Consider the following 21794-nt stretch of genomic DNA (forward strand, 5'->3'; position numbering starts at 1 on the left):
GCAGGCGGAGCGGACGTGCTGAGTATGGGAGTTTGCGGTCTCCCCATCCTTCCCTCGCAACTCCGCGTCCGTTCCGCCGCGCCAGCCGTGCCGAGCCCGGGCCACCGAGGCCCGCTGATGGATCCGATGGCTGGGGCCTGGTCAGCCGTCGGGTTGGTCGGTGGTGGGGTGGTAGGCGCAGGCGTCCTGGAGGTTCTCGGTCGGTGCGGGGGGCGTCGCCTTGCCGGAGGTTGCTGGCTTGCCGGGCGAAGTGTTCTTGCCGGGTGGTGTGCTCTTGCCGGGCGTGGGGCCGGCGCCGGCCGCCGCACTTGGGGGTTCCGGCTTGGCGGACAGTGCTTTCTCGACCGTTTCGCGGAGGCCCTCGTAGTCGGGGTGGAGGTACTTGAGGCGGAGTTTCGAGACGTCCAGGGCGACGTTCGACACGTTGGCCGACTTGACCTTAAAGGCGAGCTGGATCAGGGCGGGCAGGAGTTCCTGCGGGATGTCGGTACGGAGCAGGTTCTTTCCGGCCTTCGCGATGGCCTGGTACTTCGTGGCCAGGGTGGCCGGGTCGGCCGCGTCGACGATGCCCTTGATCGCGCAGCGCTGGCGGATCTGGCGCTGGTCGTCGTCGGCGCCGTACCGGCCGCGGGCGAACCAGAGGGCGCGGAAGCCGTTGAGGTGCTGGTTCGGGCCGGGCTCGATCCACTGGCCGGGCGGGATGTGCGAGCTGCTGATGCCGCCCATCGCCACCCGCTCGTTGACGTTGACGGTGATCCCGCCGAGCGCGTCCACGATGTCGTCGAAGCCCTGCAGGTTGACCTGCAGGTAGTAGTCGATCTTCAGCCCGGTCGCCTCGCCGACCGACTGCTTCACCACATCGGCGCCCTCGTTGTCGGACGGCCCGAGGATGCCGGGATGTGCCTCCGGGATGTTCTGGTACATCGCGGTCAGCATCCACTCCAGCCGGCCCTCGAGGCTCAGCCCCTCCTGCCCGAAGCCGTCCGGATAGAACCGGCGCAGCGGCGAGTCCTTCGGGAACGGCATGAAGGTCAGTTGCCGCGGCATCGAGATGAGCGAGGTGTCGCCGGTCTTCGTGTCGATGCTGGCGACGATCACCGTGTCGGCGCGAACCCCGATCCGCCTCGGACCGTCGTCGCCGCCGAGCAGCAAGAGGTTCAGCCGGGGCCGGTCCTCCCACGGGTCCTTCACGTTGACGGTCGACGGCCGGGTCGCGCTCTTGCTCTCGTCCTGGGCGACGAAGACGTTCTGCACCAGGTCGAGCTGGGCCAGCACGCTCTGTACTGCGAGCGCGGCCGGCGCGGCGATCGCGAAGGTGAGCGCCCCGACCAGTAAGGCGCCGGTGAACCGGGCACCGCGGCCAACAGTTGCCGGCCGCAACAACCGGTGCGAGCCGACGATCACCATGATCCAGAGCAGCGCCACCGCGCCGATCAGGACACTGGCGGCCAGCAGCCAGCGCGGCACCACTGCGGCAGCGAGCACCTCCTCGCGCCGGGTCAGCGCGACGTAGACGACGAGGCCGACCAGGCCGATCCACAGGGTCAGCACGAACGCCCCGAGCCGCTTGCGCCCGCCGATCACCAGGCCGAGCCCGGGCAGCAGCGCGCCGAACAGCGTCAACCACAGCGACCGCGGCAGCGACCGGTTCACCGGACGCCCCGCTGGGTTGCTGACCGGACTGCTCACGAGCGCACCACTCGCGGGCGCCTCGCTCGGCGGCGCCTCACTCGGGTGCGCCTCGCTCGGGGCCGGCTCGAGGCGGTCGCGGACCTGCTCAGCGGCATCGCTGCTCGGGGGCGCGTCGTCGCTCGGGGGCACGTCGTCGCCCGCGGGCACGTCGGAGGTGTCCGACGCATCGGAAGCGGTGTCGGATGCCTGGTCGGACACACGGCTGGAAGCACTGTCGGCGCGCTTGGCGCGGGATCGACGACCCATGGCCTCCCCTGTCAGCCCCGAGGGTTCGTGCGACAAGTACCCACGCCGCACACCTCTTCAGACGCGGGGCCGGGCCGAACGGTTTACCCCCACCTCATGTGTACCTCACCGACGGTGACAGCCGTGAGGGTTCGTTCACCCACAGTTCAACCGGCGACGTCCCGGTCACCGAAAGTCCACCTGCCCCTGCGGCACCCTGGACGGCTCCAGCGGGCGCAGCAACCCGGCCGCGAACCACGCCTCGACGGACTTCGCCTCCTTGGGGTTCGGCACGTAGACCACCCGGGCCATCCAGTCGTCGGAGTTGCTCCGCCGCCACTCCAGGATCAGCCCCGGCCACGGGCCGCGCTCGTACGCAGTACCGAGAACCCAGCAGTGGCGCCGCTTGTGATCCGGCGGCGGTTCGCGCGGATAGCGCCTGTTGCTCCCCATTCCCCAAGCATCGCACAGAGGTTCGAATACTGCGCAAGCCGCTGTCTGGGGTTGTGGACAGCGGCCTTGGTCACACCGGGATGCGGGCGCCGCTGACGCCGTCGGTCTCGGCCAGGAAGCGCAGCACAGTGGCGATCCGGGACGGCGGAGTCCACTTGCTGGTGTCGGCCTTGGGTCTGGCGGCCCGGTTGGCCGGGGTGTCGATGGTGCCCGGCAGGATCACGTTCACGCGGATGCCGTCCTTCGCGTACTCCGCGTTCAGCGCGTCGGCGAAGGCGAGCACGCCCGCCTTGGCGGTGATGTATCCCGCCGCACCCGAGAACGGCTTCAGCGCCGAACCACTCGACGTACAGACGATCGATCCGCCACCGCCGGCGAGCAGGTCCGGCAGGACCGCCTGCGTGATCAGGTAGGTCGGGCGCAGGTTCAGGCGCAACTGACTCTCGAAGTCCTCGATCGGCGTCTCGTGCAGGCGCCCACCGGACGCGAATCCGCCCACCAGGTTGAGCAAAGCCCGCACCGGGGCACCTTCATCCGCGGCCGCGACCCGAGCAACCTCAGCCGCGTCAGCAGGATCGGACAGATCAGCCACCACGGTCTGCAGCCGCTCGTGCGACCCCAACTCAGCCAGCGACTCCGCCCGCCGTCCCGGCACGACAACCCGCCACCCAGCCCTGAGAAACTCCTCCGTAACCGCCGCCCCCAGCCCACCCGTGCCACCAGCAACAACCACAGTCCGACTCATACCCGCACCCTAATCCGGTCGCACCGACGCGGGCGGAACACTACGGTCGAGCCCATGCGGATCCTGGTTCTCGGCGGTACGTCGTTCGTCGGCCGGGCGATCGTGAGCGACGCGCTGCGCCACGACGCCGAGGTCACCCTCTTCAGCCGGGGCAAGACCGGCACCGATCTCTTCCCCGAGGCCGCGCGGCTGATCGGCGATCGCGACACCGGCGACTACCGGGCTCTCGAACGCGGCCAGTGGGAGGCCGTCGTCGACGTCAGCGCCTACCAGAGCCGGGAGGTGAACGGCGCCATGGACGCGCTCGGCGACCGGGTCGGCCGCTACGTCTTCATCTCCAGCCACGCGGTCTACCTCCGGACCGGAGTGGCACCGGGATCGGACGAGTCCACGCCGCGCCGGCAGCCGTTGCGTGCCGCTGACCAGCTCGACAACGAGACCTACGGGCGCTGCAAGGTCGCTTGCGAGGACGACGTACTCGCCCGCTACGGAGACCGCGCCACGATCGTGCGGCCGGGCAAGGTCGCCGGCCCCTACGACTCCTCGGACACAGTCCTCTACTGGGTACGACGAGGCGCCCGCGGCGGGCGGGTGGCTCTTCCTGGCAGCGCGGACCAGCCGATCCAGCTCATCGACAGTCGGGATCTCGCCCGATTGGTGGTCCAACTGGTCGCTGACGACAGGTCCGGCGCCTTCAACGCCGTGGGTCCGCTCGAGCCGACCACCATCGGCGGCGTGATCCGGACAGCCGCCGGGATCGCCGGTCAGGACGTGGAGATCGTGCCGGTGCCGGCGGACGCAGTACGGGGGCCGTTGTTGTTGCCGGAGGAGGAATGGCCGTCGCGGCAGCGGAGTTCGGCGAAGGCGCGGGCGGCGGGGATGCCGGCCACTCCGCTGCCGGTAACGATCGCCGACGTGCTCGCCTGGGACCGGCATCGCGGTGAACCGCCGCTGCAAGCCGGGTTCTCAGCTGAGGAAGAGGCTGCGCTACTCGGCGGGCAGGGCTAGGGTTCGGCCGGCGTCGCGGGCGGCGTCGATACTGCGGGCCACCTCGCGCTGGCGGGCGCCCGCGCCGGGTGACTGTTGCCTCTAGCACCGTTTTCACAGCTCGCTGGGCCCGGGCCAGCAGCCGGCCGGACTTCCCATCGGTACCTCCCTATCGCTCAAACACTCAGCGTAGCGGGGCCCGCATCCGCTGCAACTTCACCGCCAGCCCGTCGAGCATGATTCCGAGGCCGAACTCGAACAACTGGTCCAGGTCGTAGTCGAACTCGAAGCTGCCGAAGTCGAGGGCGCGGAAGCCGGCCAGGTCGTGCTGGCCGATCAGCGCGACCAACTGGTCCGTTTGATGGCCACTCCACTCGTCCGCCGTCATCCCGGTGTCCTGCTCGGCCCGGGCTTCCGGCTCCAGGTTCAGCGCGACACCGCGGACGTAGCCGAACACGGTGATCGCGGCGTACAGCGAGGTGCTCGCGTCGACGCCGAACCCGGAGACGGCTCGCAGTACCGCGTCGGTGTGCACCAGCAGGTTCGGCAGGACCTGGGGGCGGCTGAGGCTGATCGCTGCCGGCAGCCAGAGATGAGCCCGGTACGCCGACCACTGCAGGCGGGCGGCCGTCTCGATGCCCTCGCGCCAACTCGTGGGCCGTTTCGCCGGGAACGGGAAGTCGCCGACCGCGGTTTCGACCATCTGCAGGACAAGGGCGTCCTTGCCGCCGACGTACCGGTAGAGGGCCATGGTGGAGACGCCGAGATCGGTGGCGACCCGCCGCATCGACAACGCCGCGAGACCCTCGCCGTCGGCGATCGCGATCGCGGACCGGACCACTTCCTCCCGGCTCAGCGACGGCTCCGGCGCCCGCTGCTGGGTTGCCGATAGGCGAGGCGGCGGGCCGACGACAGTGCCGACGCCGGGGCGGGAGTGGACGAGGCCCTCCTGCTGCAGCGTGGCGAGCACCTTCGTGGCCGTCGCCATCGCGATGCCGTGGTCGCGCACTAGTGCACGCGTCGACGGCGCCCGCTCGCCCGGACGCAGCTTGCCGCTCTCGATCGACCGTCGGATCTCCGCCGCGATCTGCTGGTACGGCGCTGCTTCTGCCCTCATCGGTCACCTTCCCGCACTAGTGCATCTGGACTCACCGAGCGTCAACCTGTGACCTTGTACGTGTACACCGTACGTGCACTACCCCACGGAAGGAAGTCCGCGAAATGTCGAAGACCGTCCTGATCTCCGGCGCCGGTATCGCCGGTCCCGCCCTGGCCTACTGGCTGCACCGGTACGGGTTCCGCCCGACCGTCGTCGAGATCGCCCCGGGGCCGCGTCCGGGCGGTCAGACCGTCGACCTGCGCGGCGTCGCTCGCGAGGTGGTCGAGCGGATGGGCCTGATGCCGGCCGTCCGCGACCGCCAGCTGCACGAGCGCGGCCTCGAGTACGTCCGCGCCGACGGCAGCCGGGCCGCCGCGCTCCCCGCCGAACTGCTCGACGGCGCCGGACCGGTCGCGGAGATCGAGATCCTCCGCGGCGACCTGTCCGCGATCCTGCTGGAGGCCACCTCAACCGGCATCGAATACCTGTACGGCGACGCGGTGACCGCACTGCGGCAGGACGACCAGGGCGTCGCGGTCACCTTCCAGCAGGGACCCGAGCGTCGCTTCGACCTGGTCGTCGGAGCGGACGGGGTGCACTCGCGAATCCGCTCGCTCGCGTTCGGCCCGGAGTCGGAGTTCGTGCAGCACCTCGGCGGCTACGGGTCCTTCTTCACCGTCCAGTCCCCCGAGCCGCTGAACCACTGGATGAAGATCCACTCGGCCCCCGGAGGTCGCTGGGTCGGACTCCGGCCGGACCACGACCCGCAGTACGCGAAGGCGCTGCTGAGCTTCCGGTCGCCGGTGCTGAGCTACGACCGGCGTGACGTGGAGCAGCAGAAAACCCTGCTGGAGAAGACGTTCGCGGGTGTCGGCTGGCACGCGCGCCACGTGCTGGACGCGCTGCGAGACGCGGACGACTTCTACTTCGACACCATCAGCCGCGTCGTCGTACCGGAGTGGTCGCGCGACCGTGTCGTGCTGCTCGGCGACGCCGGGTACTGCGGTTCACCGCTCGCAGGGCACGGTACTGCGTTGTCACTCGTCGGGGCGTATGTGCTCGCGGGTGAGCTGGCCAGGTCCGGCGGAGACCACCAGCAGGCGTTCCCGGCGTACCAGGAGCGGATGCAGGCCTACGTCGAGCAACGGATGGAACTGCCGCCGGGTGGCATCAGGATGGCCATGCCCCTCACCAAAACGGGGATCCGACTGCGGGACGCGTCGACCCGGCTGATGATGTCCCGCCCGTTCCGCGGCCTGATCGCCAAAGCCGCCATCGGCAAGCCGGACGCCATCGACCTCGATCCCTACCTGGCAATGCAGACGCCGGCCAAGCGAGGGCTATGAGTCCTTGGCCGGCCAAGGGACGTCAGCGGGGCGGAGAGAGTCGAAGCCGTCGCCGTTGAGCGCAGTCCAGGCCGCCAGTGAGCCCATGACCAGGGTCGGGTTGTGAAGGTCACCGGCGAGCACCGCCTTGACCACGTCGGCCAAGGGAGCCCACGCGGTCTCCATATCGGCCTCTTCGTGCAGGCGGTCGTAGACCTCGTTCGCCTCCGACAGGTCCCGGGCCAGGAAGATGCGGATCGCCTCGGTGGTCATCCCGGGCGAGGTGAACGCGTCGACCAGGACCCGCCAGTCGGCAGCCTTGGTCGCGGCCTCCTCCCAGAGCTCCCGCTCGGCCCCGAGCCGATAAGCCTCACCCTGTACGTCGAGCAGCCCCGCGGGTGGTTCCAGCAGCCGATAACCCACTGGGTGCCGGTACTGGCGGACCAGGAGCATCCGGTTGTCCTCGTCGAGTGCGACCACGCCGACAGCTCCCGGGTGGACCACGACATCGCGGTCGAACGGCTCCCCACCTGTGGGCGGGACCACCATGTCCCGCCGTACGGCGATCACTCGGCCGGTCTGGTGCACGATCTCGGACGACGCGACCTGCCAGGTCTCTTGGGCGTCGGCCAGACCGGCGCCGTACCGGAGCTCCGGGTGGTCCGTCATCGGGCCTTCGCCGCTTCGACCTTCGGCATCGCAGCCGTGGCCTTCTTGGCGGAGGCGACGTCCTCGACCGGCAGGCGGGACTCCCGCTGCCGGACCAGGGCGGCCGCGATCAGCCCGGAGAACAGCGGGTGCGGCTTGGTCGGCCGGGACCGCAGCTCCGGGTGCGCCTGGGTGGCGACGAAGAACGGGTGCAGCGCCTTGTCCAGCTCGATGAACTCGACCAGCTCGTTGTCCGGGGACAGCCCGCTGAAGACCAGGCCGGCCGTCTCGAGCTTGTCGCGGTACGCGTTGTTCACCTCGTAGCGGTGCCGGTGGCGCTCCTGCACCGACGGGGCGTCGTACAGGCCGCGGACGATCGAGCCGTCGGCCAGGTTCGCCGGGTAGAGGCCGAGCCGCATGGTGCCGCCGAGATCGCCGGAGCCGGAGACGATGTGCTTCTGCTCCTCCATGGTGGCGACGACCGGCTGCTCGGCGTCCGGGTCGAACTCGCTGGAGTTCGCCGAGTCCAGGCCGGCCAGATCGCGGGCCACCTCGATCACCATGCACTGCAGGCCGAGGCAGAGGCCGAGGATCGGGATGCCGGACTCGCGGGCGTACCGGATCGCGCCGATCTTGCCCTCGATGCCGCGGACGCCGAAGCCGCCCGGGATGCAGATCGCGTCCACGTCGCCGAGCAGCCGCGCGGCCGCCTCGGGAGTGGCGCACTCGTCGGAGGCGATCCAGCGCAGGTTGACCCTCGCGTCGTTGTCGAAACCGCCCGCGCGCAGCGCCTCGGCGACCGACAGGTACGCGTCCGGCAGGTCGATGTACTTGCCGACCAGCGCGACCGTGACCTGGTCGGCCGGGTGGTGCACGACCTTCAGCAACTCGTCCCAGCGGGTCCAGTCGACGTCACGGAACGGCAGGTTGAGGCGCCGTACGACGAACGCGTCCAGGCCTTCGCCGTGCAGCACCTTCGGGATGTCGTAGATGCTCGGCGCGTCCGGCGCGGCCACCACGGCCTCGACGTCGACGTCGCACATCAGCGAGATCTTGCGCTTCACGCTGTCCGGGATCGGCCGGTCCGCCCGGCACACGATGGCGTCCGGCTGGATGCCGATCGAGCGCAGCGCGGCGACCGAGTGCTGGGTCGGCTTGGTCTTCAGCTCGCCGCTGGGTGCCATGTAGGGCACCAGCGAGATGTGCAGGAAGAAGACGTTGTCGCGGCCGACGTCGTGGCGGACCTGGCGCGCGGCCTCGAGGAACGGCAGCGACTCGATGTCGCCGACGGTGCCGCCGATCTCGTGCAGGACCACGTCCACGTCGGGACCTGCCATGGCGACCATGCGGTCCTTGATCTCGTTGGTGATGTGCGGGATCACCTGGACGGTGTCGCCCAGGTACTCGCCGCGGCGCTCCTTCGCGATCACCGACGAGTAGACCTGGCCGGTGGTGACGTTGGCGACCTGGGACAGGTCCCGGTCGAGGAAACGCTCGTAGTGCCCGATGTCCAGGTCGGTCTCGGCGCCGTCGTTGGTGACGAACACCTCGCCGTGCTGGAACGGGTTCATGGTGCCGGGATCCACGTTGAGGTACGGATCCAGCTTCTGCATGGTGACCCGGATGCCCCGTGCCGTCAGCAGACTGCCGAGGCTGGAAGCTGTCAGCCCCTTGCCGAGACTGGAGGCCACGCCACCGGTGACGAATACGTGCTTGGTCTGCTGCCCGAACGAAGCTCTGTCCACGGGCTTTTAGCCTACCGCCTGTCAAGCAGTGGTCGCGACGAGACCCGCGTAGATGTCCAGGAGATTCTTCGCCACCTCGTCCTCGTCCGGCCATCCAGCGGCCAACTCCAGCCCTTCTGTCCGCATAGCGGCCGCGGTCTCAGGTTCCGATAGAACCGTCCGTACTCCGGACGCCAGCCCGGCCGAGTCCCCAGGAAACGCCAGTACTGCGCTCTCGCCCACGAGCTCGGGCACTCCACCCACAGCCGTCGCCACAACCGGTACACCGACCTGCAGCGCCTCCTGCAGGACCAGAGCTCGGGCCTCCCAGTGTGAGGTGAGCAGGAAGACGTCAGCGGCGCCCAGGAGGTCCGCCACGTCGTTGCGGTGTCCCAGCAGCCGCACCGGCAGGTTCTCCGCGTCGATCCGCGCCTGCAGGTTGTCGCGCAGTGGCCCGTCCCCCACCACCGCGAACACCACGTCCGGCTGGGTGGCAGCAACGTCCGCGGCCACGGACAGCAGGGTCGGGTAGTCCTTCTGCGGAGCCAGCCGGCCCACAGTGAGCACCAGCGGCGCCTCACCGATCCCTAGAGCCTCTCGCACGTCTGCAGCGGGTGTTCGGACCTCCGGCATCGCGGGGGCCGCCACCGGGGCGAGACGGGCGTCCCGTGCTCCCAGGCTGCGCGCGAGCTCTACCAGGTCGCTAGATGCTCCAAGAGTCAGGTCGGCGCCACGAGCAACCAGCCGCTGGCCGAGCCTCATCACCAGGCCTCGCGGGCCAGGAGCGATCACCGCGTTGTGCCAGGTGACCACGAGCGGCCGCAGGTGCGACCGGTCGCGCACGGCAGCCATGCCGGCCCGGTAGCCGTGTGCGTGGATCACGTCGCAGCCACGGAGTCCGGGCGCCTGCCCGACCACCGTGGCGTCGCCGAAGTTGAAGTGCTCCACTGTGCCGGGCGGCGCGCAGACGACCACCTCGTGGCCGGCGGCGATGTATCGCGGCACGAGTGAGGCGACGTGCTGGCCGATCCCACCCCGGGCCTCCGCCAGCAGCAGGCCGATCCTCATTGCTTCTCCTCCACGGCGGTTGGGACACCCCGGTGCAACAACGCCCGGACATCCTGACGATCCACGGCAACCGCGACCACGGCGTACACGATCACGACGGCGAGGCCGGAGAGCACCGAGAACAACAGGGCGCTCCCCCAGCCGCCGTCGGCAGCAGGCAGCGCCACTGCCCACCCAGCGGCTCCGGCCAGTACTGCCCCGATCAGCGCGGCGACCGTGGCGCGCGGCAACCCGCTGAGCACACCAGGTCCGGCCACCCGCCGCAACACCACAAGCAGGACGACCGCGCCGGCGAGCATGCCGACGGACATCGCCGCGGCTAGTGCGCCTACGGCGTCCAAGCCGTCCCACTCCAATGTCAGGAGCACCCCCGCGATGGCCACAGCCAGCCAGGCTCCGCCGGTGACGAGGGCGATCTGACGGCCCGCATGCCTTGCGTAGAGGACCCGGCCGAGGTGCATGAGCACACCGAACCCGATGACCGCCGGACCGAACGCGACGAGCCCGGCGGCCAGCGAGGATGCCTGCCCCTCCTGCACAGCGCCATCGTTGTACGCGAAGATCCGCGCGACCGGGACCGCAGTACCGACGAGCAGTGCGGCACCTGCGCCTCCGGCGAGCATCACCGCTCGGGTGGAGGTCGCGGCATACAGATCGAAGGCTGCGGTGTCTGAGGACTGGTAGGCGGCCGCCAGCCGCGGGAAGACCGCAGTGGTGATCGGCACGGCCAGTACGGCGTATGGCAGCAGATAGACCGCGTTCGCCCACGTGTAGACGGCGATACTGCCTGCGGCGCCTCGGTGGTTCGCCAGGTAGGTCGTGACGACGAAGGCGGCCTGCTGCGCCACCAGGATGGCCAGACCAGCCGCAGCGAGTCTCCGCAGTACGGGACCGACGCCGGGGTCGAGACGCAGGGTGGGCCTGATCGGCAAGCGCAGGAACAGCATCGGCACGAGCACTGTGAGGGCGAGCGCGAAGACGCCGGCAGTGGTGCCCCAGGCAAGCAGATCGGCGGCTCCCCGCGACGCCTCGTCAGCCCTCGGAGCCATGGCGGCGAACAGGAAGTACGTGGCCACGACGACCAGGCTGGAGATCAGCGGAGCCAGCGCTCCCGCGGCGAATCGCTTGTGGGATTGGAGAACCGCGGTCGCGACCACGGCGATGGCGTAGCCGAAGACCTGCGGCACGAAGATCACCAGCATCCGGGTCGCAGTGGTGCCCGAGCCGCCGCATTCAAGACTGGTGTCGAGCATCGCGGCGGTGTAACGCCCGGCGAAAAGCCATGCCAGCAAGGCGAAAGGCGTCAGCAGCACCGCGGACCAGGTCAGCAGAGCACCGATGATCCGGCCCTGGGCAGCGCGGTCGCCACGAGCCACCGGCCCGGCCAGCACCGGGATCACCGCCCCTGCCAACGCGCCGCCGACGACGACCTCGAACACCACGTTGGGCAACTGGTTGGCGGTCGCATAGGCGTCCGCCAGACACCCCGCGCCCACCGTCTTCGAGAAGACCAGCCACCGGCCGAACCCGACCACCCGGGCCAGCACCGTGACCCCGGCGATGATCAGGGCGGCCCGGGCGATCCGGCCGCCCGTGCTCACCGCGCCATCACTGCTCGGTCATCGGGGCCGTCGGCCCCACTGGTCGATCCTGTCGAGCGCGGGCGTCTCGGCGATCACCTTGGTGAAGCTGACCTTCTCGCTGGCCAGGTTGAGCGCGACGACCGCGCCCAGCGCCAGCATCTTCAGCGGCCGCGGCAGCGACGCGGCCAGCGCCGTGCCGGTGATGGCGCCGAGGCCGTTGGCTCCGCAGTCACCGAGCATCGACCGCTCACCCAGGTCGGACGGCGCCGACGCGACGGCCGCGCCGATGACGGCCGACGCCGGGCCACCGGTGACAGCGACCGGCGCGCTCAACGCGGTGACCGCCTTGAGGGCACGTCCCGGGCGCAGATCCATCAGGTTCGTGAGGTTCGCGGTCCCGGCGATCAAGGCGCCGTCGGCAACGATCTCGGTGACCGCGCCGAAGCCCTTGGAGCGGCGGGGCAACAACGCCGCCGCGACCAGACCGGCCGCGCCGACCCCGAGGATCTTCACCGCGCCGCTGGTCACCTCGCCCCGGCGGAGTGCGCTCAGATGCCCGCGGAATCCCTTGGTTTCCGTCGCTCCTGCCAGGTCGTCGTACGCGCCGACCGCGCCGGAGACGGAGCCGGCCACGAGGGCGGCAGCCTTGACCCGGCTGTCGGACCGGCTGGCTGCGACGCCCGCCAGAGCGCCGAGTACGGCGATCGGGCCCTCCAGCAGCGTGACGGCCTCGCCACGGTGGTTCGTGCGCTCGAACGGCGCGCGGTTCTCCTTCGGCAACTTCGCGGCGGCCCGCTCCAAGCCCGCCGTCGCGGCAGCGGAGATCACCGCACCGAGCAGACCCATCTCAGTTGCCCTTCGCCTGGTCGGCGGACGGAGCGACACCGTTCTTGGCGTCGACCGCGCCGTACTGACCTGCCTTGCCGCTGGCCTGCTCGACCAGCGCGAAGACGACCGTCATCTGCCCGCTCGGGATGTTCGCGACATCTACGGTCGACAAGATCTTGGTGGCGGCCGAGTCGCCTCGCAGCGACTTCAGCATGCCGCCGTTCTGCGCGCTCTCCGGGACCCCGGCGACCACCGCGCCGCCACTGCCCTGGTCGAGCCCCTCGGCGAAGTCCACCGCGTCGTTGTACGACGAGTTGTCCGGGGCGGGCGTCGGCGGCTTGGCCGCGACCACGACGACCAGGCTGGCCCGCTCCTTCGGCGTCGGCTTCAGCGACACCAGCTTGGAACCGGTCACCCCGCTGAGGATCCGGGTGGCCTCGGTGTCCACCGGCTTGCCCTCCTCGCGGGCGGCGATGCCGCGGGCGAGCAGCATCCCGGCGCGCTGGTAGGTGTTGCTGTCCGGGTCGAAAGTGATGTCCGCTGTGACCAGCTCGTTCACCAGCGACTCGACCAGCTGACGCTGACCCGGGTCGAACAGCTTCGCGTCCAGCGACACCCGGGTGGTGACCTGGCCGCCGGCCGCCTCGATCGCGTCCTGGACCGAGTTGGTCATGTCGTTGTCGGCCGACGGCATCGTCACGACGGCGATCGTCTTGCCGGTCAGCTTGCCGTCGGTCAGGCCCGCCGTCACCTTGGCGACGTAGTCGTCGCGGTACTTGTCCAGCGCCTTGGCCTGGATCAGGTCCGCACGGGCGTCCTCGAGCGCGGCCCGGTCCTTGTCGGCCTGGCTCTGGACGATCTCGCTGCCGGTGCCCTTCAGCGGCCCGGCGCCCAGGACCACACCGGCTCCGAGGGCGAAGAAGATCGCCACGATCGAGACGATGTGGTAGCGAAAGTCGATCACGTGAACAGCTCCCGGATCCAGTAGACGAGGTCGTTCCAGCGCGCCCGCAGGATCGACCAGAGCACGTCGTCGGCTCCGATGGCGACCATCGCCACCCCGAGCGCGAACAGGCCGGCCGCGATCAACGCGACCACCTGGAAGGTCGAGACCCGGCTGCGGTACAGCCGGCCGACGCCCTTGGCGTCTACCAGCTTCGCACCCACCCGCAACCTGGTGATGAAGGTGCTCGCCATGCCGGAGCGTCCCTTGTCGAGGAACTCGACCAGTGAGTTGTGGGTGCCCACCGCGACGATCAGCGAGGCGCCCTTGGAGTCGGCCAGCAGCATCGCGACGTCCTCGCTGGTGCCGGTGGCCGGGAACTCGATCGAGTCGACGCCGAGCCGCTCGAGCCGCTCCGAGCCCGGCGCACGACCGTCCCGGTAGGCGTGCACGACGACCTCGGCCCCGCTCTTCAGCGTGCCGTCCTTCACCGAGTCCATGTCGCCGACGATCAGGTCGGGGACGTAGCCGTTCTCCACCAGCGCGTCGGCGCCGCCGTCCACCCCGATCAGCACCGGCCGGTACTCGCGGATGTACGGCCGCAGGGCGACCAGGTCCTCGCGGTAGTCGTAGCCGCGGACCACGATCAGCACGTGCTTGCCGTCCATCGGCGTGTGGATCTCCGGTACGCCGACGCCGTCGAGCAGCAGGTCGCGCTCGCGGCGTAGGTATTCCAGGGTGTTCGCGGTGAACGCCTCGAGCTGGGTCGAAAGACCGGCCCGCGCCTCGTCCATCTGCTCCGCGACGGTCTGGCTGTCCTGCGAGATGCCCTTGGCGACGACCTCCTCGCCGCGGTACAGCACGCCGTCGTGCAGCCGGATCCGCTCGCCCTCGTGCAGCACCGAGAACACCTCGCCGCCGATCCCGTCGACCAGCGGGATGCCGGCCTCGACCAGGATCTCGGGTCCGAGGTTCGGGTAGCGGCCGCTGATCGAGTCGGCCACGTTCACCACCGCGGCGACCCGGCAGTCCACCAGCGCCTCGGCGCTGACCCGGTCGAGGTCGACGTGGTCGATGATCGCGATCTCGCCCGGCTTCAGCCGTTTGGTGAGATTCTTGGTACGACGATCGAGCCGGACCACTCCGGCGATACCGGGCAGTTCAGAAGGGCGTGCTCTCCGCAGGCTGGGCAGTTTCATCGCGCTCTCATCCTGCCATGTCAAGAGCCCTCCACCCGCCTTTTAAGGGCCCGCGGAGCCTATTCACTGCCTGATACCCGGTGACAGTGCGTTAAATCATCCTTTTGGCCGATCCGGGTGCCACCGGGATCGTCGCTCAGCGCTTTCCCGTCGGCGACTCAGCGCTTCTTCTTCCGTGGTTTGGTGTGCCGCTCGGCCGCCAGCGCGAGCAGTTCCTCGGCGTGCGCCTGGGCGGCGTCGGAGTTCTCCAGGCCCGCCATCATCCGGGACAGTTCCTTCAGCCGGGCGTCGTCGTCGAGCGCGACCAGGCCGCTCGTGGTGACCGAACCGTCGTCACTCTTCAGCACCACCGCGTGACGGTCCGCGAAAGCGGCCACCTGCGGCAGGTGGGTGACCACGATCACCTGGGCCTTCTCGGCCAGCCGAGCCAGCCGCTTGCCGACCTCCACCGCCGCGCGGCCGCCGATACCGGCGTCGATCTCGTCGAACACCAGCGTCGGCACCGGATGCGTGTCGGACAGGATCACCTCGAGCGCCAGCATCACCCGGGACAGCTCACCGCCCGACGCCGCCTTCTGCAGCGGGCGTGCCGGGCTCCCCGGGTTCGCCGCGAAGCAGAACTCGACCTCGTCGGCGCCGAACGGCCCGGCCGCGGTCTCGTGGACCTCCACCGTCAGCGTCGCGTGCGGCATCGCCAGCCCGCTCAGCTCCTCCGACACCGCCACCCCGAGCCGCGCGGCCGCTTCCTTCCGGGCCGCGCTGACCTGCTCGCCGAGATCCTTCAGCTGCGCCTGGAGCTCGGTCTGCTCGGCGGTCAACTGCTCGACCCGCTCGTCGCTGCCCTCGATCTCGGCCAGCCGCTGGGCCGACCGCTTCGACCACTCGAGCACCTCGTCCACGGTGCCCTCGTCGGCGCCGTACTTGCGGACCAGGCCGGTAAGCACCGACCGCCGCTCGCTGACCACGGAGAGCCGCGCGGGGTCGGTGTCCACATCGGCCGCATACGACGAGAGCTCGCCGGCCAGGTCCGCCGCGAGGTACCCGAGCTCGCTTGCGCGATCGGCGAGCTCCGCCAGCTTCGCGTCGTGCTCCCGCTCGCCGTCGAGCACCTGCTTCGCCAGCTGGAGGAGTCCGAGCACGTCGCTCGGGCGGTTCGAGTCCAGATCGTCCGACGCGAGCGCATCCGCCGCCGACGTCGCCGCGGTACGGAGGCCGTCGGCGTACGCGAGGCGCTCCTCCTCGGCCGCGAGCTCCACATCCTCACCAGGCAAGGGTTCCAGCTTGGCGATCTCCTCCAGCCCGAAGCGCAGCAGATCCGCCTCGGCCAGCCGATCACGCTCGCGCGTGGTCAGGTCGATCAGCTCCGCCTCGACCTCACGATGCCGCCGGTACGCCGCTGTGTACTCCCCCAGCGGGACGAGCACCGGCTTGCCCGCGAAGGTGTCGAGGGTCTCCCGCTGCCGCGCGGGCTGCAGGAGCCGCCACTGGTCGGCCTGGCCGTGGATCGCGACCAGGTCGCCGGACACCTCGGCCAGCACCGAGACCGGCACGGACGCACCGCCCAGGAAGGCCCGGGACCGTCCCTCGGAGGACAGCTCGCGCGCGATCAGCAGCTCGTCGTCGTCGAGCTCGCCGCCACGGTCCTCGGCCTGCTGCACGATCGACCTCGGCACCGCGGTGGCCCGGCCCTCGACCCGCGCGCGGCGCACGCCGTGCCGGACCAGGCCGCTGTCGGCCCGGCCGCCGAGCAGCATGTTCACGCCCGTCACGACCATCGTCTTGCCGGCCCCGGTCTCGCCGGTGACCGCGGTGAAGCCGGGGTCGAGCTCCAGCGTGGCGTCCTCGATCACGCCCAGTCCGGTGATGCGGATCTCAGCGAGCATTGCTCTCAGGTCTCCTCTTGTGCGCTTCGGTTGCGCCGATGATTCAGCTCTGCCGCGCCCCGCCAGCCGAGGACCGGCAGGTCGAACTTGGCCACCAGCCGGTCCGTGAAGGACGCCTCGTGCGCCCTCGCCAGCCGGACCGGCGTCTTGCCGCGCCGGACATTGATCCGGGCACCCGGCGGTACCTCGACCATCCGGCGGCCGTCGCACCACAGCACTCCGCGCCCGTGCCACGCCGCCACCAGCTCGATCGACAGCTCCGAGGTCGGCGCCACCACGATCGGCCGGGAGAACAACGCGTGCGCGCTCAGCGGGACCAGCAGGATCGCCTCGACCTCGGGCCAGACGATCGGCCCACCGGCCGAGAACGCGTACGCCGTGCTGCCGGTCGGCGTCGCGACCACCACCCCGTCACAGCCCCAGCGGGACAGCGGGCGGCGATCGACCTCGACCATCACCTCGAGCATCTTCTCGCGGGCCGCCTTCTCCACGCTGGCCTCGTTCAGCGCCCAGGTGTCGAAGATCCGCTCGCCGTCGTGCCAGACGTCCACCGCCAGCGTCATCCGCTCCTCGACGGTGTAGCTGCGGTCGACGACCACCTCGACGATCCGCCCGAGGTCGTCCCGCTCCGCCTCGGCGAGGAACCCGACATGGCCCAGGTTCACGCCCAGCACCGGGGTGGCGTGCGGGCGGGCGAGCTCGGCGGCGCGCAGGATCGAGCCGTCGCCACCGAGGACGATGATCAGCTCGACGTCCTGGGCGGCCTTCTCCGGGTCGTCGGCGATCTCGACCGGATCCAGCTTGAGCGCCTCCGCCTCCTCGGTGAGCAGCCGCACGACCAGCCCCGCGTCGGTCAGCAACCGGTGCGCCTCGCGCGCCACCTCGACCGCCTGGTCGCGGCCGGTGTGCGTGACCACAAGCACCCGTCGCGGCTCGGACGCCGGCTCAACCACTGGTTCTCCCGCCTTCGATCGCCTTGCTCGTGCCGCCCAGCGGGTCGCTCGGTGGGTCGCTCCGGTGGTGGCTCGGGCGGCTCACTGGGGACCGCTCTCGATGGCGGTCCGAAGCATCGTCTCATCGAGCGGGGACGCCGAACGCCGTATCCACAGGAAGTACTCGACATTTCCTGACGGGCCGGGCAACGGACTGGCCGCCACTCCCGCCACTCCCCAGCCGAGCTCGGCCGCCTTCCGGGCCACCCCACGGACCGCGTCCGCACGCAACTCGGGGTCGCGGACCACGCCGCCCTTGCCGAGCCGCTCCTTGCCGACCTCGAACTGCGGCTTCACCATCAGCACCAGATCGCCCTCGGGCTTCACCACTCCGAGCAGGGCCGGCAGCACCAGGGTGAGCGAGATGAAGCTCAGGTCGCTCACCACCAGGTCGACCGGCTCGCCGCCGATGTCCTCCAGCGTCAGAGTCCGGACGTTCGTGCGGTCCATCACGGTCACGCGGTCGTCGGTCTGCAGAGCCCAGACGAGCTGCCCGTAGCCGACGTCGACAGCGATCACGCTCGCCGCTTCGTTCCTGAGCAGGACGTCCGTGAAGCCTCCGGTGGAAGCTCCCGCGTCCAGGCAGCGGCGGCCCTTCACCTGGATCTCGCTGAACGCCGCCAGCGCTCCGACCAGCTTGTACGCTCCCCGGGAGGCGTAGCCGGGGTCGTCGACCTCCGACGTGTCCACCAGGATGGGCGCGTCCGCACCCACCCCGGTGGCGGGCTTGGTCGCCACCGTGCCCGAGACCTTCACCTTGCCGGCCGCGACCAGCTCACTCGCGTGCTCCCTCGAGCGGGCCAGCCCACGCCGTACCAGTTCGGCGTCGAGCCGGGACCGCTTCACTGCCTTGGCCACTCAGACGCGGTCGCCGTGCTCGGCGTCCGCCTCCACCAAAGCGCTCTGCAGCCGCTCGTGCAGGTCCGCATACACCTCGGCATGCTCCCCGACCGGCCGCTCCCGCAACTCGTCCAGCCGCCCCATCGTCTCCTCCACCAACGGATGCACCCCGTCGTCATCCGCCACCCGCTCCGGCTCCTGCCGGTACTGCGGCTCCGGCTGCGGCTGCTGCGTCTGCTGGTACTGCGGGCCACCCGGCGGCGGCCCAGGCCTCGCCATCACCGCAGGCGAAGGCGAAGGCGAAGGCACTACAGGAGCAGGCTTCACCTCGGCTGCGGGCTCTTCCTCCAGCGAGGCCTCGAAGGCCTGCTCGGAGTCGTCCGCCGCCAGGAAGTCATCGGCCGGGGCCGGGTCGCCGTACATGGTGAAGCCGGCCAAGAGGGGGTCAGTGTGGGAGCGGGCCTGCAGAGTCGGGTTGACCCAGCCGGAGGTGTTCATCGACTCCGGTCCCGGTTCGGAGTCGTAGTCCGGCTCGGTGGGCTCGTCGGTGCGCGGGTCGGCGCCCGGCTCGACGTCGGGGTCGACCTCCGGGGGGAACTGCTCTCCGGGGTGTTCGGTCACGTCATGCCTTCTTCGCCGGGGCCTTCTTGGCCGCCTTCTTCGCCGTCTTCTCGGCCGCCGCCGCGCCGTGGTCGGCGCTCTTCTTCGCGACCTTCTTCGCAGCTGCCTTCTTCGCCGCGGGAGCCGGCTCTGCGAAAGGCGCCGAGGCATCGTGGACAGTCTCGGCCTCGTCGGCGTCGGCAAGCTCGCGCTCGAGGTTCTCGACCCGGCGGGTCAGCGCCGCGACCTCCTCGGACCGGACGAAGCCCAGCCGCGCGACGGCGCCCTCGACCTCGTTCGCCACGATCGCCTGCAGCAACTGGCGGTTGCTCTTGCTGGTGGCAACGATCTCGTCGGCCAGGTCGGTCACCTTGGTGCTCAGGCCGGTCGTCAGCGTGTCCGCGCCGGTCTGCTGCAGCAGTGCCTTCGCGGCCTGCTGGGCGCGCTGCTTCGTGACCTCGGTCAGGCCGCTCGCCAGCTGTATGTAGCCGCGCACCGCGTCCATCACCATGACTGCCTCCTTGCTGGTTCCTGTCCCAACGGCCCGGTCCGGGCTGGGTTCGGTCCCCGCCCACCAGCCCTCGTCCGGGCTTCGTTGCCAGCCACGTTATCGCGCTAGGACCGCAATACCACGTCAGCCCGACAGGCCGACCCGGTGCAGCGCCTCGTCGATCTTGATCGAGCCGGGAGCCGGACCCGGCTTGGGCAACGGCCGCCGGCCCCGCGAGGCTCCCTTGGCGCCCGTCTTCGCCGCAGACTTGGCCGGCGCGTCCACCGCGGCCCAGGTCGCCGACAGGATCGCGCGGAGCCCGTCGAACGGCTCGCCCTCTCCCTTGACCACCACAGCCCGATCGACCACCTCGGCGGTCCAGCCCTTGCACGTGTGCTTGCCGCCCTCGACCGTCACGCCCGGGTGCTTCTCGGCCAATGCGCCGAGCCCGGCCCCGACGTACGTCGGCCGCTGGTTCTTCGGGGCGGCGGCGAGATCGCGCGCGTCGTTCACCCCGGTGGCGACCCAGAGGCTGGCGATGCCGACCGCGTGCGCGCCGGCGATGTCGGAGTCCAGCCGGTCGCCGATCATCAACGGGCGCTCCGCCTCCAGCCGCTCGATGCTCGTCTCCAGCAACGGCGGTTCGGGCTTGCCGGCCACGGTCGGGTCCACCTCGACGGCGGCGCGGACCGCCTGCACGAGGGTGCCGTTGCCCGGCGCCTTGCCACCCGCGGTCGGGATGGTCCAGTCGAGGTTCGTGGCGTACCAGCGGGCGCCTTCGTTGATCGCGTGCGCGCCGTCCGCGAGCATCACCCAGTTCACGTCCGGGTGGAACCCCTGGACGACGGCGACCGGGTTGGCGTCGCTGCTGCGGACCGCCTCCAGCCCGTACTCCTCCAGTGCGGCGTACAGGCCCTCGCCGCCGATCACGAGCACCGGCGATCCCTTGGGGAAGTCCTTCGAGATCAGCTTCGCGGCCGCCTGCGCCGAGGTCACCACGTCCTCGCCGATCACGTCCAGGCCGAACGACGCCAGGTGCTCGGCGACCACCGAGGCGGGCCGGCTGGCGTTGTTCGTGATGTAGCCGATCCGCATCCCCTCCTTGGCGGCTTTGCGGAGGTTCTCGGGCGCCTCCGGGACGGGGTCCGGCCCGACGTAGACGACACCGTCCAGGTCGAGCAGCGCCACGTCGTACGCGGTGGCGAGCGGTTCGTCACACGCCGACAGCGGAGCGGGCGATTCTCGTGTCGTACTCATGCTTCCCCCCGTACGATGCCGCCCATGTCAGAAGCGTCCGCCGGTGTGTTGCGGCTCGAGCCGCTGCGGGCCTGGCGGTTCGTCGCGGGCAAGGTGAGCGCGCTCGGCGCGGTGACCTCGCCGCCGTACGACGTGCTGGAACCCGCTCTCGTCCGGCGGCTGACTGACGCTGATCTGCACAACATGGTGAGGCTCATCCTTCCACGCGATCCGGGCCTCGGTCCCAGCCGGTACGACGAGCCCGCGCGCAGGCTGTCCGGCTGGCAGCGCGACGGCGTGGTGATCCAGGACGTGAGGCCGTCGCTGTACGTCTACGAGCAGCAGTACGGCGACGCCGTGCTCTGCGGGCTGGTCGGCTCGCTCGGCCTGGATCCGGCCCGGCGGGTGGTGCTGCCGCACGAGGACGTGATGCCGCACTGGGTCGACGACCGGTTCGAGCTGATGGAGGCGACCGACGCCGACCTGGAACCGATCCTGCTCGCGTACGGAGGTGGCGGCGTCGCCAGTGACGCTGTGGACGCGGCCCGCGCGGGTGAGCCGTGGCTGGTCGCGGACACCGAGAACGGCGCGCACCACCAGATCTGGCGGATCGACGACCCCGCGGTACTGGCCGCGATCGCCCAGGAACTGGCCGGCCACGAGGCCCTGATCGCCGACGGCCACCACCGCTATGCGGCGTACCTGGAACGGAACCGGCGCGAGCCGAACCGCCCGGGAACCGAAGTCGGGCTGGCGATGCTGGTCGACAACGACCGCCACCCGCTCACCCTGGACCCGATCCACCGCATCGTCCCGGGCCTGTCAGTCGACCTGGTCTCCTCCCGTACTCCGGAGGGTTGGCAGGTGCTCCCCGGCCGGGTGGAAGGCGTGCCGGACCGCATCGCCATCACCGACGGGACCTCCTGGGTGACACTGCGCTCCACCGAGGGTCAGGTGACTCCCACGGTCGCCCTGCTGCACCGGGTCCTGCTGCCGGCGTGGGGAGTCCCTGCGGACGAGATCACCTTCCACCACGTGCTCTCCGACGCCATAGCCCTGGCGGGTCCTCAGCAGGCCGCAGTGGAGCTGGTAGCGCCCCGCATGGACCAGGTGCTCCAGTCAGCAGCCCGGGGCGTCATCCTCCCGCAGAAGGCCACTTCCTTCGGCCCCAAGCCTCGGGTGGGACTGCTCTTCCGCACGCTCGACTAGAGATTGCTCCAAGTCCAGCGCTCGA

20 protein-coding genes are annotated in these 21794 nt (G+C 70.4%); 3 read left to right on the forward strand and 17 right to left on the reverse strand.

Annotated features, from left to right (window positions below):
• Window positions 1–141 precede the first annotated feature (141 nt).
• From EV644_RS38935 to EV644_RS38945, 3 genes are all read right to left on the reverse strand, one after another.
• Complete coding sequence (locus EV644_RS38935) at window positions 142–1938, reverse strand: LCP family glycopolymer transferase (protein ID WP_241999342.1); 1797 nt, start codon at window positions 1936–1938, stop codon at window positions 142–144.
• A 165-nt stretch (window positions 1939–2103) separates the two neighbouring features.
• A complete protein-coding gene (locus EV644_RS38940) occupies window positions 2104–2370 on the reverse strand; it encodes a hypothetical protein (protein WP_132195840.1) in 267 nt (88 codons plus the stop codon).
• A gap of 70 nt (window positions 2371–2440) precedes the next feature.
• On the reverse strand, window positions 2441–3115 hold the full coding sequence (locus EV644_RS38945) for an SDR family NAD(P)-dependent oxidoreductase (protein ID WP_132195842.1): 675 nt from the start codon (window positions 3113–3115) through the stop codon (window positions 2441–2443).
• 54 nt (window positions 3116–3169) lie between these two features.
• Here EV644_RS38945 and EV644_RS38950 point away from each other — a divergent pair, with 54 nt between their 5' ends.
• The gene (locus EV644_RS38950) at window positions 3170–4123 is read left to right on the forward strand and encodes an NAD-dependent epimerase/dehydratase family protein (protein ID WP_132195844.1); all 954 of its coding nucleotides are present in this window, start codon (window positions 3170–3172) and stop codon (window positions 4121–4123) included.
• Window positions 4124–4286: 163 nt separating this feature from the next.
• Here the strand turns inward: EV644_RS38950 and EV644_RS38955 are convergent, their stop codons facing one another.
• Window positions 4287–5219, reverse strand: coding sequence for a GntR family transcriptional regulator (locus tag EV644_RS38955; protein ID WP_132195846.1), 933 nt, complete (start codon window positions 5217–5219; stop codon window positions 4287–4289).
• Between the two features lie 104 nt (window positions 5220–5323).
• Between EV644_RS38955 and EV644_RS38960 the strand changes: the two genes are divergently transcribed.
• Entirely contained in the window at window positions 5324–6547 is a 1224-nt protein-coding gene (locus tag EV644_RS38960; RefSeq protein ID WP_132195848.1) for an FAD-dependent monooxygenase, read from the forward strand.
• Here EV644_RS38960 and EV644_RS38965 read toward each other — a convergent pair.
• The 13 genes from EV644_RS38965 to EV644_RS39025 form a co-directional block, all read right to left on the reverse strand.
• Window positions 6542–7195: an NUDIX domain-containing protein gene (locus EV644_RS38965; protein WP_132195850.1), complete on the reverse strand. Its 654-nt coding sequence runs from the start codon at window positions 7193–7195 to the stop codon at window positions 6542–6544. The two genes, EV644_RS38960 and EV644_RS38965, sit on opposite strands and share 6 nt — an antisense overlap.
• Complete coding sequence (gene pyrG, locus EV644_RS38970; RefSeq protein WP_132195852.1) at window positions 7192–8919, reverse strand: CTP synthase; 1728 nt, start codon at window positions 8917–8919, stop codon at window positions 7192–7194. The genes EV644_RS38965 and pyrG overlap by 4 nt, the downstream gene beginning before the upstream one ends.
• A 21-nt stretch (window positions 8920–8940) precedes the next feature.
• Window positions 8941–9966, reverse strand: a complete 1026-nt coding sequence (locus EV644_RS38975) for a glycosyltransferase family 4 protein (RefSeq protein ID WP_132195854.1) — start codon at window positions 9964–9966, stop codon at window positions 8941–8943.
• Entirely contained in the window at window positions 9963–11567 is a 1605-nt protein-coding gene (murJ, locus tag EV644_RS38980) for a murein biosynthesis integral membrane protein MurJ (RefSeq protein WP_241999343.1), read from the reverse strand. The genes EV644_RS38975 and murJ overlap by 4 nt, the downstream gene beginning before the upstream one ends.
• Window positions 11568–11585: 18 nt before the next feature.
• The gene (locus tag EV644_RS38985; protein ID WP_132195856.1) at window positions 11586–12395 is read right to left on the reverse strand and encodes a hypothetical protein; all 810 of its coding nucleotides are present in this window, start codon (window positions 12393–12395) and stop codon (window positions 11586–11588) included.
• 1 nt (window position 12396) lies between these two features.
• Window positions 12397–13341 (reverse strand): copper transporter, encoded by a 945-nt coding sequence (locus EV644_RS38990; protein ID WP_132195858.1) that lies wholly within the window; start codon window positions 13339–13341, stop codon window positions 12397–12399.
• Complete coding sequence (steA, locus tag EV644_RS38995) at window positions 13338–14519, reverse strand: putative cytokinetic ring protein SteA (protein WP_132195860.1); 1182 nt, start codon at window positions 14517–14519, stop codon at window positions 13338–13340. Before steA ends, EV644_RS38990 begins: the two co-directional genes overlap by 4 nt.
• 158 nt (window positions 14520–14677) lie before the next feature.
• On the reverse strand, window positions 14678–16402 hold the full coding sequence (recN, locus tag EV644_RS39000) for a DNA repair protein RecN (RefSeq protein ID WP_132195862.1): 1725 nt from the start codon (window positions 16400–16402) through the stop codon (window positions 14678–14680).
• Between the two features lie 5 nt (window positions 16403–16407).
• A complete protein-coding gene (locus tag EV644_RS39005; RefSeq protein ID WP_132195864.1) occupies window positions 16408–17355 on the reverse strand; it encodes an NAD kinase in 948 nt (315 codons plus the stop codon).
• Between the two features lie 81 nt (window positions 17356–17436).
• Entirely contained in the window at window positions 17437–18252 is an 816-nt protein-coding gene (locus tag EV644_RS39010; protein WP_241999344.1) for a TlyA family RNA methyltransferase, read from the reverse strand.
• Complete coding sequence (locus EV644_RS39015) at window positions 18253–18855, reverse strand: hypothetical protein (protein ID WP_132195866.1); 603 nt, start codon at window positions 18853–18855, stop codon at window positions 18253–18255.
• A 1-nt stretch (window position 18856) separates the two neighbouring features.
• The gene (locus EV644_RS39020) at window positions 18857–19345 is read right to left on the reverse strand and encodes a polyhydroxyalkanoate synthesis protein PhaF (protein WP_132195868.1); all 489 of its coding nucleotides are present in this window, start codon (window positions 19343–19345) and stop codon (window positions 18857–18859) included.
• A 123-nt stretch (window positions 19346–19468) separates the two neighbouring features.
• Window positions 19469–20581, reverse strand: a complete 1113-nt coding sequence (locus tag EV644_RS39025) for an HAD-IIA family hydrolase (RefSeq protein WP_132195870.1) — start codon at window positions 20579–20581, stop codon at window positions 19469–19471.
• Between the two features lie 24 nt (window positions 20582–20605).
• Here EV644_RS39025 and EV644_RS39030 point away from each other — a divergent pair, with 24 nt between their 5' ends.
• On the forward strand, window positions 20606–21769 hold the full coding sequence (locus tag EV644_RS39030; RefSeq protein WP_132195872.1) for a DUF1015 family protein: 1164 nt from the start codon (window positions 20606–20608) through the stop codon (window positions 21767–21769).
• Window positions 21770–21794 lie beyond the last annotated feature (25 nt).

Source organism: Kribbella orskensis, assembly GCF_004342085.1.
Lineage (GTDB): Bacteria > Actinomycetota > Actinomycetes > Propionibacteriales > Kribbellaceae > Kribbella > Kribbella orskensis.